This window comes from Paraglaciecola sp. 25GB23A (assembly GCF_040012495.1).
Lineage (GTDB): Bacteria > Pseudomonadota > Gammaproteobacteria > Enterobacterales > Alteromonadaceae > Paraglaciecola.
In genome coordinates this window covers 777,876-789,700 of record NZ_JBDYKM010000001.1, presented here as the reverse complement: position 1 = coordinate 789,700, position 11,825 = coordinate 777,876, and the positions used below count along the sequence as shown (strand labels likewise).

Below are 11,825 nucleotides of genomic sequence, written 5' to 3'. Positions count from 1 at the left end.
GTATGGCTAGTTCTAAGCCCTAATAAGATATTATTTTCGCTCACTTTTCAATCAGTTGTTGTACTTTTTCTGTGTCTGGGAAGTTCTCTACCCAACATAATTAGGTGACTTTTCCTTGTCGCATAAAAGCCGGAGCCTTATACGTTTTACTTTCCACAATTTGATTTAAGCGAGTCACCGCAAGCCAAACATCAGAAAACGACGTATAAAGGGGGGTAAAACCTAAACGAAGTATATTAGGCGCTCTAAAATCACAGATAACCTTATTAGCAATCAGAGCCTGACAAATAGCATAGGCATCTGGATGTGAAAAAGCGAGTTGGCTACCACGCTCTTCCTGATTCAACGGAGATGCTAGCTGTAACGCAGACAAAGCAGGAAATTGTGCAAATAAATCCAAACAAAGTTTAGCTAGCCTCAATGACTTTGAGCGAATAACTTGCATATCTACATCAGCGAAAACCTCTAAAGCAGCATCAAGTGCACTCATTGATAATATCGCTGGGGTGCCACACAAATATCGATTGACTCCATCAGCACCACTGTAATCAGCAGAAAAACTAAAGGGGTCACTGTGTCCCATCCATCCACTAAGGGGTTGGGTTACGGCCAGCTGATGCCGCGTTGCCACATAAATAAAAGCCGGAGCACCAGGACCGCCATTCAAATATTTGTAACCACAGCCCACAGCAAAATCAACATGACACTGATCTAATTCTACCGGCAAAGCACCAGCACTGTGGGCCAAATCCCAAATGACCAATATACCGTGTTGATGGGCCAGCTTAGTAATAGCTTGCATGTCATGTATTTTTCCAGAACGAAAATTGACCTGGGTTAGCAGTAATACCGCCACATCACTATTAAGGGACTGTTCAATATTATCACCTGCACACAAACGTAATGCACACTGCTGCTGTCCAAGTAGATCACTCAACCCCTGGACCATGTAGAGATCAGTGGGAAAATTATCGTTTTGCGACAATACAATGTGCCGACCTTTCTGCAAGGCCAATGCGCTACACAGCAGTTTGAAAAGGTTGACTGAAATCGAATCACAACAAATAACTTGCCCCTGCCCGGCCCCAATCAAAGGTGCTATTTTTTCACCCACGGTCAGAGGTAAATCAATCCATTGATGACAATTCCAACTCTTGATTAAGTCTGCTCCCCATTGCTGTGTTACTACTTGAGTAACACGTTTTTTGGCTGCACGTGGCAAGGCTCCGAGAGAGTTACCATCTAAATAAATACAATCTAAGGGAAGGTCAAATTCCGCTTTTTTGTGTGCTAATGGGTCTTCGGCATCTAGCTTTTGAATATCTTGGAAATTTATCATTGGGCAAAAATACTGTTTAATTGAATCAATAGTTGCTGATACGCCGCTGATCCAGGATGGATCCAATCAAAGTGCCCCGCTAGTGAATTGCTGGCAATCGGTACCTCTAACAAGGATGCTTGCTGAGACGGTACGATAGTGTCAGCTTCACCTTGTAGAAGTATGGTTTGGACATGCATTTTGCGGTCGACGGGGTTCGCTTGTTTATATGCATCTGCTTTTTCAATAGCGCTACCTCCCATAAACTGAGGCGTCGCTTGTTGACAGCTATTCTGACCTTCGCTGTAAGCAACAATGTCAGTAATCGCAGCTAAACCCACCACTGCTTTCAACTCAGGTAATTCACTGCCTGCCAACAAGGCTAAATGCCCACCGGCAGAGTGCCCAACCACCACAGTGTTACCCAAAGAATAAGCTGGATTAGTGTGCAGTATTACACTGTTGATGCCGGATAAAATATCATCAAAACTACCCGGCCATCCACCGCCTTCATCGCCAGCACGGCGGTACTCTAACGACCACACAGCATAACCTTCTTGTGCTAATGCGGTCGCCAGAGCATAACTATGTTTGATGTCATAAGCATTTAACCAACACCCTCCATGGATAAAAACAACCAAATTATTTTGCTTTTTATTTCCTTCAGCAGGCAGCCATAAAGATGCATATTGCAAAGCATCTTTGCCATAACTAATGTGCTCATCCGCGTCTTTAAACGCCAAGGAAGTTACCTTTGTATAGGCAACATTACTCTCAACCGGCGTATATTGGATTACCTCTGCCTGAGCCCACTGATTAAGGTTTAACCCAAACAAAAGAATGAGATTAAAGCTGATTTTCATCATGACTCCTTTAAAATATCAGCCAATTAACACATCTCAACGGCAATGGCAGTTGCCTCACCACCGCCAATACAAATCGCCGCCACACCTTTTTTTAATTGCCGCTGATTAAGTGCATGCAACAAAGTCACTAAAATACGGGCGCCTGAAGCTCCGATTGGGTGACCCAAGGCACAAGCTCCGCCGTTGACATTGACTTTAGAGGGATCAAGTTGCAAGGTATTAATCGCTAACATAGTGACCATGGCAAAGGCTTCATTTATCTCATAAAGATCAACTTCTTCCTTGGTCCATCCGGTTTTAGCAAATAATTTTTCCATGGCACCAACTGGAGCAACAGTAAAATTTTCTGGTTCAACACCATGTGAGGTGTGAGCCACTATGCGCGCAAGCGGCGTTAATCCTAACTCCTTTGCCTTAGCGTCTGACATAACTAATAGAGCAGCAGCACCATCCGAAATAGAACTAGAGTTAGCCGCCGTAACCGTACCATCTTTGGTAAATGCCGGTTTCAAATTAGGTATTTTTTCCGGCTTGGCATTCTTGGGTCCCTCGTCCTCGCTGACCACCACATCTCCCTGTCTTGTACTCAGGGTAATACTACAAATTTCATTGCTAAAATCGCCAGCTGAAGTTGCCGTAGTTGCCTTACTTAAACTACTCAGGGCGAAATTATCCATTTGCTGTCTGTCTATGCCTTGGGCGTCTGCAGTCGCTTGTGCGAAACATCCCATGGCCTTGCCATCATAAGCGTTCTCTAGTCCATCTAACATCATATGGTCTAGCACTTGACCATGACCCATACGGTAGCCACTTCTGGCTTTAGGCAGTAAGTAGGGAGCATTACTCATGCTTTCCATTCCGCCAGCTAAAATACTATGAGCACTGCCTGCTTTAATGAGATCATGAGCAAGCATGACCGCTTTCATGCCGGAACCACACACTTTGTTGATTGTCGTAACACCACTGCGCAATGGCAGTCCCGCTGCGATGGCGGCTTGGCGAGTTGGCGATTGACCTAGCCCTGCAGGGAGGACACAGCCCATTATAACTTCATCAATCGCGTTATTAATTTCTGAACTATTGTTATTTTGCAGACCAGCAGCGTCAATAGTGGCTTTTAATACTTCTGCTCCCAATTGCGGAGATGTCAACGAGGACAAGGTCCCCATAAAACCACCCATTGGTGTGCGCTTTGCTGCAACTATTACAACTGAGTTATCTGACATAATTTTCACCTTTTTTATTCAATTACTTTTATTCACTAAAATAATAATCGTTTACTTTTAATTTTGATACTGAACTTTAGAACTGTATAGGAAATTGCACACTCACACTTTCATATACCTTGGCATTTTTGTTGAGCACCTTGACCAAAGCCTACTTTACCTTTACTTTCACTTAACGTAAACGTAAAGTGATTTAACACTTTATTTACCTTTATTTTGCGTACGAGTAAACATGACTATACAAACATTTAGCATCGGCGAGCTGGCCAAAGCATTGGATATTACACCCCGTTCTATTCGTTTTTATGAAGAACAAGGATTATTAAATCCACAACGTCATGGTTTAGTTCGTGTCTATTTTAAAAAAGACAGGGTAAGACTAAAGCTCATATTACGCGGCAAACGACTGGGTTTTTCTTTAGCTGAAACCAAAACATTATTTGAGCTTTATGATAGGAATCACAACTCAAAAGTACAACTTGAAACGATGTTGCTGATGACAGCCGAGAAAAGACAACACATGTTACAACAACTTGAAGATATTCAAATGTTAATGAATGAATTAGACGAAGTTGAAAGTCGTTGCAAAGAAGAATTAACTGCATTCACCCAAATTTAATCTGAGGAAAAATTTTATGAATCTACCCTACCCTAGTCTCAATTTTGGCCTTGGTGAAGACATCGATATGCTGCGTGAACATGTCTATCATTTTGCTCAAAATGAAATTGCTCCTTTGGCTGACCAAGCAGATAAAGATAACGCCTTTCCCAATCAATTATGGCCTAAATTGGGTGATATGGGTCTATTAGGGGTAACGGTCGCAGAACAATACGGCGGTTCAAATATGGGTTACCTCGCTCATGTTGTGGCTATGGAAGAAGTCAGTCGGGCCTCGGCAGGCATTGGCTTAAGTTACGGTGCCCATTCTAATTTGTGTGTTAACCAAATTCATAAAAATGGCACTGAAGCACAAAAAACAAAATATTTACCAAAACTGGTCAGTGGCGAGCACATTGGTGCCTTGGCCATGAGTGAACCCAATGCGGGTTCTGATGTGGTAAGCATGAAATTGCGCGCAGACCTAGTCGGTGACCATTATGTGCTTAATGGTACTAAAATGTGGATCACCAACGGACCAGACGCTAATACCTATGTTGTTTATGCAAAAACCGATGTACATGCTGGTTCAAAAGGCATGACCGCTTTTATTGTAGAACGCGGCCTCAAGGGTTTCAGTCAAGCACAAAAACTGGATAAATTAGGTATGCGCTCATCCAATACCTGTGAATTGGTATTTGAAGATTGCCACGTACCTGCAGAAAATATTCTCGGCCAAGAAGGCGGAGGAGCAAGAGTACTGATGAGTGGTCTTGATTACGAACGTTTGGTTTTGTCAGGCGGTCCATTGGGCATTATGCAAAGCTGTATGGATTTAGTTGTGCCTTATATTCACGATCGCAAACAATTTGGACAGTCTATCGGTGAGTTTCAATTGGTTCAGGGCAAAGTAGCTGATATGTATACCCAGATGAATGCGGCAAGAGCCTACGTTTACGCAGTAGCACGCTCATGCGACCGCGGTGAAGCAACACGCAAAGACGCTGCCGGAGCGATTCTTTACTCGGCAGAACTTGCGACAAAAATGGCCTTGGACGCGATTCAATTACTCGGTGGCAATGGTTATATCAATGATTTTCCGGCAGGACGATTACTACGGGATGCCAAACTCTACGAAATTGGTGCAGGCACTTCAGAAATTCGCCGCATGCTCATTGGCCGTGAATTGTTTAAAGAATCAGCTTAAGTCAGGCAAGGACCACAAAATGCCCACGATCATCAGTAAAATAAATAGCAAGAGTCAAGAATTCGCTGACAATGCTGAACATATGCACACACAGGTCGCTGATCTGAAAGCAAAAATCGCTGCCATAAAGTTAGGTGGAGGCGAGAAAGCCAATCAGCGACATACTGCAAGGGGAAAGTTGCTGCCTCGTGAACGTATTAATCAATTGATTGATCCAGGCTCACCTTTTTTAGAATTATCACAACTTGCCGCCCTAGATGTTTATAGCGATTACGTGCCCGCTGCGGGTGTCATCGCCGGTATCGGCCGTGTCGCTGGAATTGAGTGCATGATAGTGGCGAATGATGCCACGGTTAAAGGTGGTACTTATTTCCCTCTGACGGTTAAAAAGCACCTTAGAGCACAAACTATTGCAGAGCAAAATAACTTACCTTGTATTTATTTAGTGGACTCTGGGGGCGCCAATTTACCCCAACAGGATGAGGTTTTTCCGGATAGAGAGCATTTTGGCCGTATTTTTTATAATCAAGCCAATCTGTCAGCACAAAACATCCCACAGATTGCAGTAGTAATGGGCTCGTGCACCGCTGGCGGTGCTTATGTCCCAGCCATGGCTGATGAGTCTATTATTGTAAAAAATCAAGCCACTATCTTCCTGGGTGGACCGCCTTTAGTGAAGGCCGCCACCGGCGAAGTTGTCACTGCAGAGGAATTAGGTGGTGGAGATGTGCATTGCCGTACGTCTGGGGTTGTCGACCATCTTGCCAACAATGATCATCACGCATTAAAAATAGCGCGTGATGCCATTGCTCGTTTGAATCGCAAAAAAATCGTCAGTATTGATGTCCGTGAACCGGTCGAGCCACTTTATCCGGTAGACGAAATATACGGCTTAATCCCTAAAGATACGCGTCAACCCTATGATGTCAGAGAAGTCATAGCACGTATTGTTGATGGCTCTGAATTCGATGAATTTAAGGCCCTATTTGGCCAGACCTTAATCTGCGGCTTTGCCCGTATTTTTGGTTATCCCGTGGGAATTGTTGCTAACAACGGGATACTATTTTCTGAATCTGCCCAAAAAGGCGCTCACTTTATTGAATTATGTGCCCAGCGCAAAATCCCTTTGGTGTTTTTACAAAATATCACTGGGTTTATGGTCGGCAAACAATACGAAGCCGGCGGTATTGCCAAACACGGGGCCAAAATGGTGACTGCGGTAGCTTGTGCCAAAGTACCTAAGTTCACCATCTTAATCGGCGGCAGTTTTGGTGCGGGTAACTATGGCATGTGCGGTCGCGCCTATGATCCTCGCTTTCTATTTATGTGGCCAAATGCCCGAATCTCTGTCATGGGTGGAGAACAAGCAGCTGGGGTATTAGCCCAAGTAAAAAGAGAGCAAAAAGAGCGAGCTGGTGAAAACTGGAGTCGCGACGAAGAAGCTAGTTTCAAAAAGCCAATTATTGACACCTATGAACATCAAGGTCATCCCTATTATGCCTCTGCGCGTTTATGGGACGACGGCGTCATTGATCCTGCTGATACCAGACAAGTGCTGGGTTTATGTATTTCAGCGAGTTTAAACAAACCAATAGAGGACACCCGATTTGGGGTGTTTAGAATGTAATGAAAAACACATACAGCGGTTTACTAGTCAATATTGATGAACGTGGTGTCGCTAAGGTCACGTTAAATAGACCTGAATTACACAATGCATTTGACGCGCAGCTCATAGCTGATTTAACGGAAGTATTTCAAGCCCTAACTAAGGATCCTAAGGTTCGTGTCATGATCTTAGCAGCCAATGGACGCAGTTTTAGTGCAGGCGCTGATTTGAATTGGATGCAAAAGATGGCTGCTTACAGTTATGCCGAAAATCTGGCAGATGCGGCTAATTTAGCCAACATGTTAGCTAGCCTAAATAACATGAATAAACCCACAATTGCCCGCGTACAAGGTTCAGCCTTTGGTGGTGCAATCGGGCTTGTCGCGTGTTGTGATATGGCCATTGGCAGCAAGTTAAGTAAGTTTTGCTTAAGTGAAGTCAAAATCGGTTTGATCCCTGCGACAATTAGTCCTTATGTAATCAACGCCATTGGCGCCAGAGCCTCACGCCGCTATTTTGCGACGGCAGAAGTATTTTCAGCGCGGCGGGCAAGACGCTTAGGTTTGCTTAGTGAAGCGGTCACCGAAGAAGAACTCGACTCAAGCATTGAATCATTAGTAGAGCATATACTGCGCAATTCTCCCAGTGCGGTCAGTGCAGCTAAAAAACTCATCTTGCAGGTTGAAAATAAAGTTATTGACCAGTCGCTTATCGATTTTACTTGTGAGCAAATTGCCCAAATTCGCGTGTCGGCTGAAGGGCAAGAAGGTTTACAAGCTTTTTTACAAAAGCGCGCAGCAAGTTGGAACAAGGCACCCTTATGATACACAAATTATTAATTGCAAACCGCGGTGAAATTTGTTGCCGTGTTATAAAAACGGCTAAACGCATGGGCATATTGACGGTCGCGGTTTATTCAGATGTCGATCAAGATGCCTTGCATGTCAGCCTAGCTGATGAGGCCGTTTATTTGGGCCCTGCCCCATCCAAACAAAGTTATCTGTGCGCGGATAAAATTATCGAGATTGCGCTCCAAGTGGGTGCGGACGCAATCCATCCAGGCTATGGTTTTTTATCTGAAAACGCCGAGTTTGCTCGCTTATGTGAACAAAACAATATTATTTTTGTCGGCCCGCCCATTGGTGCTATTGAGGCTATGGGTTCAAAGTCAGCCGCTAAAAATATTATGCAAAAAGCCAAGGTTCCGTTAGTACCTGGCTATCATGGCGACGAGCAGTCTCTGGACATATTAAAGTCTCATGCCGATGCCATGGGTTACCCGGTCTTATTAAAAGCCGCAGCCGGTGGTGGTGGTAAGGGTATGCGCCAAGTTTGGCAAGCCAGTGAATTTAAAACTGCGCTGGAAGCGGCAAAACGTGAGGCTATGTCGAGCTTTAATGATGACTTGATGTTAGTCGAGAAGTACTTAACTCAGCCTCGTCATATAGAAATCCAAGTATTCTGTGACCAACATGGCAATGGGGTTTATTTATTTGAACGAGATTGTTCTATCCAGCGACGCCATCAAAAAGTGGTCGAGGAAGCGCCCGCCCCCGGTTTAACAGATGATCTACGTCAACAAATGGGCGAGGCAGCTCTAAAAGCAGCAAAAGCTATTAACTATGTTGGCGCAGGTACGGTTGAGTTTTTATTGGATGTAGATGAGCGTTTCTATTTCATGGAAATGAACACGCGTTTGCAAGTTGAACATCCGGTAACGGAATTTATCACTGGTCAAGATTTGGTTGAATGGCAAATTAGAGTGGCCAACAATGAGCCGCTGCCTCTGCATCAAAAGCAACTCACGATCAATGGTCATGCTTTTGAGGCGAGGGTTTACGCAGAAGATCCTGACAATGACTTTTTACCCTCCACTGGACGTTTAACCTTGTTACGAGCCCCCGCAGAATCGGCTTATGTGCGCATAGATACCGGTGTTCAACAAGGTGATGAAGTTTCCGTTTATTATGATCCAATGTTAGCTAAACTTATCGTTTGGGATATGGATAGAAGTAAAGCCCTAGCCCGTTTGCACTTGGCTTTAGCGCAGTATCATATTGAGGGCGTAACCACTAATCTAGCTTTCTTAAATAAATTAACCCAACTTGAAGACTTTAAGCAGGCCAATATTGATACTGGATTTATTGAAAAACACCAGACTCAATTAGCCCAGTACAGCGGTGCGCAATCATCCACCTTGGTGCCTATGGCGGCACTGGCTCTGATGCTTAAACGCCAGCAACATAAATCAGTTGCCCAGCAAGATCAATATTCACCCTGGTCAGCAAACAATACTTGGCGAGCCAATGAAACTTATAGCGAAACTTTTGACCTACTAGTCAACAATGAATCCCATCAAGTTTGCATTACCCAAAGTGAAAATAAGCACCAACTACAATTTAATATTAACTACCAAAATCAGAGCTTCTTATGTACTGGTGTGATTAACCAGCAAGCGCTTATCAGCACCATCAACGGTCATAAAACAAGCTTGCCTTTCTGTGCTCATGACCTCGGATACACTTTATGCCATCCATCGGGGCTGGTTAGATTTAGTGCCGTCGCTGCAGATTTGGGTTTGAGCGAAGACAATAATCAACACCATAATTTCGCCGCGCCTATGAATGGCACAGTGGTCGCCATATTAGTGCAAAAAAATGAGTCGGTGGTAGCCGGTCAAAGTCTTATTGTTATTGAAGCCATGAAGATGGAACACGCAATAAAGGCAACAAAGGCGGGCAAAGTCACTGAGTTTTATTTTAAAGTTGGCGAATTGGTCGACGGTGGTGCTGAGTTACTCGCCTTTGATACCGAAGAATAAGGGGATTCGATGTTTGATCGTGTAAAATTACCTGAGTCAGTAAAAATTGTCGAAGTCGGGCCAAGAGACGGCTTACAAAACGAAAAGCAGCTGATCAGTTTACAAGCCAAAATACAATTAATTGACGAGCTCGCTCTAGCTGGGGTTAAATTCATAGAAACTGGCAGCTTTGTTTCGCCCAAATGGGTACCACAAATGGCCGACAGTGCTATGGTATTTAAAAGCCTCAATCGCCGTGCTGGCGTTTGTTATTCCGCTTTAACGCCAAATTTACAGGGTTTTGCAGCCGCTCTCGACGCTGGAGTGGACGAGGTCGCCATATTTGGCTCTGCATCAGAGAGCTTTTCGCAAAAAAACATCAATTGCTCTGTGGCAGAAAGTTTAGCGCGATTCCAGCCTCTTGTAGAACAAGCAAGGCTTCAAGGCATGCAGGTCCGAGCTTATGTTTCCTGCGTGCTGGGTTGCCCCTATGAGGGCGACATTGCTCCAACTACAGTTGCCACTTTAGCCAAAGCCTTGTTTGATATGGGCTGTTATGAAGTATCTTTGGGCGACACCATAGGGACAGGAACACCAAGCAAAACTGCGGCACTACTGGATGCCGTCTTACCCTTACTTTCACCAGACAAAATTGCAGTGCATTTTCATGATACCTTTGGCCAAGCAATAGCCAATATATTGGTTGCCTTGCAATATGGTATCAGTGTTATTGATAGTTCTGTTGCAGGCTTAGGCGGTTGCCCTTATGCCAAAGGAGCGGCCGGCAATGTTGCTACTGAAGATGTCGTATATATGTTAAATGGAATGAATATCAGTACAGGGATTGACCTTATTAAACTCTGTAAAGCAGGGGATAAGATCATGCAGCAACTTGGCCGTACCACACAATCTAAGGCAGCTCTTGCTATTCTGTCATCAATACCTTGAATACAATGTAGGTGGGTTACGGTTAAGCGTTCAGCAAATCATGTTGGCTGATTTGCTGAATTAACCACCAATTAGCCTCTACTCTATCTTCAAAAAAACGCACTGTTTCTCCCGCATTATGATAAATCTGGTTAAGATGAGTTTTAGCAAATTCAGGGGATTTAGACTCCATTATAATGACTGCAGTGGCGGCTCGACCCATTATTTTTTCTGCTCTTATTGCTTTACTCAAATAATTCGCCGCTTCTGGCACATAAATAGGCTCTCCGAAAAGCACAACTAATGCGCCCCATACACGGCCAGACAATTGCTTGATAATAGGAGTTGCTATGGTAGACGCGCTCATTAAGGCCTCTACATTCCAAGGCCCAACTCCCTCAACTACAAGTATTCTGTCAATGACATCCAGCTTTACGGTGCCGTGAGAACGAAAGCGACTCATCAAATTTCCTCAGAAGAGTAAACTAACTCTATCTTCAAAATAATCTTAAACTCTACTTTCGCCTAATATTTTACACAGTTCAACCACTAATTTAGAAATATTTGACTCTTTAAAGCGCTGATTTAATCAGTCGCTAGGAAGCTTCGGCTACTAACTTAAGATTATCTAAGCCCATTTCGTAATCACTGCCGACTAAATAGTCCATGAAAAACGCAAAATATCGATCTATTGGGTTGATCCCAACATCACCATAGCCCATCCACACCACCTTTGTCCCGCCTTCTACTTTAGATAATACAATCTCACCAGTAGAGTTTATTTGGCTATCACTTAAATTCAATGAATAGATTAAACGTTGATTTTTTTCTATTGCAATAATTTGCATTTCACCGCCTCCTTTGGTTTCACTAAGCCATAACGACGTCATACCAACTCGACCAGCTTGACCACTATATTCAATAGTCATATTAGGATTTCGTTTGAACATTACCCCCCAATTTTGCCAATTTTTAAGATTAGCAATCTGAGGAAATAGTTTTTGTTGAGAGACGTTTATGATTATAGACCGTTCAACCTTGTAATGAGACGGTAGCATAAATCCCATAATCACCAAGACTGATAAGATAGCTATAATTAACAAGACCGATTTTTTAAGCACTAACATTGTCTCACCCATCACTTCGTTAACATCTCATTAACGCACAGCTGACTTATATTCTCAAGTAGTCGGGACGCACTCGATGTTTGCCGCCACATAGATTTTACATTTAGACGCCAAATATACTGTTAATTAATTTTAATTTAGGCTAGTGTT

At 43.6% G+C, this 11,825-nt stretch carries 11 protein-coding genes; 6 read left to right on the top strand and 5 right to left on the bottom strand.

The genetic code is table 11. From position 1 onward, the window contains the following. Positions 1-100 precede the first annotated feature (100 nt). The 3 genes from kynU to ABKW31_RS03480 are packed head-to-tail and all read right to left on the bottom strand — an operon-like array spanning position 101 to position 3,410. On the bottom strand, positions 101-1,336 hold the full coding sequence (gene kynU / locus ABKW31_RS03490; RefSeq protein WP_348615191.1) for a kynureninase: 1,236 nt from the start codon (positions 1,334-1,336) through the stop codon (positions 101-103). Continuing rightward, entirely contained in the window at positions 1,336-2,184 is an 849-nt protein-coding gene (locus ABKW31_RS03485) for an alpha/beta hydrolase (protein WP_348614806.1), read from the bottom strand. The genes kynU and ABKW31_RS03485 overlap by 1 nt, the downstream gene beginning before the upstream one ends. 23 nt (positions 2,185-2,207) lie before the next feature. Continuing rightward, the gene (locus tag ABKW31_RS03480) at positions 2,208-3,410 is read right to left on the bottom strand and encodes an acetyl-CoA C-acyltransferase (protein ID WP_348614805.1); all 1,203 of its coding nucleotides are present in this window, start codon (positions 3,408-3,410) and stop codon (positions 2,208-2,210) included. A gap of 232 nt (positions 3,411-3,642) precedes the next feature. Here ABKW31_RS03480 and ABKW31_RS03475 point away from each other — a divergent pair, with 232 nt between their 5' ends. The 6 genes from ABKW31_RS03475 to ABKW31_RS03450 are packed head-to-tail and all read left to right on the top strand — an operon-like array spanning position 3,643 to position 10,569. Then, positions 3,643-4,029, top strand: coding sequence for a MerR family DNA-binding transcriptional regulator (locus ABKW31_RS03475; protein ID WP_348614804.1), 387 nt, complete (start codon positions 3,643-3,645; stop codon positions 4,027-4,029). A gap of 16 nt (positions 4,030-4,045) precedes the next feature. Beyond that, a complete protein-coding gene (locus tag ABKW31_RS03470) occupies positions 4,046-5,215 on the top strand; it encodes an isovaleryl-CoA dehydrogenase (protein WP_348614803.1) in 1,170 nt (389 codons plus the stop codon). Positions 5,216-5,234: 19 nt separating this feature from the next. Further along, complete coding sequence (locus ABKW31_RS03465; RefSeq protein ID WP_348614802.1) at positions 5,235-6,842, top strand: carboxyl transferase domain-containing protein; 1,608 nt, start codon at positions 5,235-5,237, stop codon at positions 6,840-6,842. After that, positions 6,842-7,645 (top strand): enoyl-CoA hydratase/isomerase family protein, encoded by an 804-nt coding sequence (locus ABKW31_RS03460; RefSeq protein WP_348614801.1) that lies wholly within the window; start codon positions 6,842-6,844, stop codon positions 7,643-7,645. The genes ABKW31_RS03465 and ABKW31_RS03460 overlap by 1 nt, the downstream gene beginning before the upstream one ends. Continuing rightward, positions 7,642-9,642 (top strand): acetyl/propionyl/methylcrotonyl-CoA carboxylase subunit alpha, encoded by a 2,001-nt coding sequence (locus ABKW31_RS03455; protein ID WP_348614800.1) that lies wholly within the window; start codon positions 7,642-7,644, stop codon positions 9,640-9,642. Before ABKW31_RS03460 ends, ABKW31_RS03455 begins: the two co-directional genes overlap by 4 nt. A gap of 9 nt (positions 9,643-9,651) precedes the next feature. Further along, positions 9,652-10,569 (top strand): hydroxymethylglutaryl-CoA lyase, encoded by a 918-nt coding sequence (locus tag ABKW31_RS03450; protein WP_348614799.1) that lies wholly within the window; start codon positions 9,652-9,654, stop codon positions 10,567-10,569. 22 nt (positions 10,570-10,591) lie between these two features. Here ABKW31_RS03450 and ABKW31_RS03445 read toward each other — a convergent pair whose 3' ends face one another. After that, a complete protein-coding gene (locus tag ABKW31_RS03445) occupies positions 10,592-11,011 on the bottom strand; it encodes a hypothetical protein (protein WP_348614798.1) in 420 nt (139 codons plus the stop codon). A 133-nt stretch (positions 11,012-11,144) separates the two neighbouring features. Continuing rightward, positions 11,145-11,606: an SRPBCC family protein gene (locus tag ABKW31_RS03440; protein ID WP_348615190.1), complete on the bottom strand. Its 462-nt coding sequence runs from the start codon at positions 11,604-11,606 to the stop codon at positions 11,145-11,147. Positions 11,607-11,825 lie beyond the last annotated feature (219 nt).

Bases quoted from the DNA above. Each gene is read 5' to 3' on its own strand.
- ABKW31_RS03460 (WP_348614801.1), top strand. From the start codon at position 6,842: ATGAAAAACACATACAGCGGTTTACTAGTCAATATTGATGAACGTGGT.
- ABKW31_RS03470 (WP_348614803.1), top strand. From the start codon at position 4,046: ATGAATCTACCCTACCCTAGTCTCAATTTTGGCCTTGGTGAAGACATC.
- ABKW31_RS03450 (WP_348614799.1), top strand. From the start codon at position 9,652: ATGTTTGATCGTGTAAAATTACCTGAGTCAGTAAAAATTGTCGAAGTC.
- ABKW31_RS03455 (WP_348614800.1), top strand. From the start codon at position 7,642: ATGATACACAAATTATTAATTGCAAACCGCGGTGAAATTTGTTGCCGT.
- ABKW31_RS03485 (WP_348614806.1), bottom strand. From the start codon at position 2,184: ATGATGAAAATCAGCTTTAATCTCATTCTTTTGTTTGGGTTAAACCTT.
- ABKW31_RS03480 (WP_348614805.1), bottom strand. From the start codon at position 3,410: ATGTCAGATAACTCAGTTGTAATAGTTGCAGCAAAGCGCACACCAATG.
- ABKW31_RS03445 (WP_348614798.1), bottom strand. From the start codon at position 11,011: ATGAGTCGCTTTCGTTCTCACGGCACCGTAAAGCTGGATGTCATTGAC.
- ABKW31_RS03440 (WP_348615190.1), bottom strand. From the start codon at position 11,606: ATGCTACCGTCTCATTACAAGGTTGAACGGTCTATAATCATAAACGTC.
- ABKW31_RS03475 (WP_348614804.1), top strand. From the start codon at position 3,643: ATGACTATACAAACATTTAGCATCGGCGAGCTGGCCAAAGCATTGGAT.
- ABKW31_RS03465 (WP_348614802.1), top strand. From the start codon at position 5,235: ATGCCCACGATCATCAGTAAAATAAATAGCAAGAGTCAAGAATTCGCT.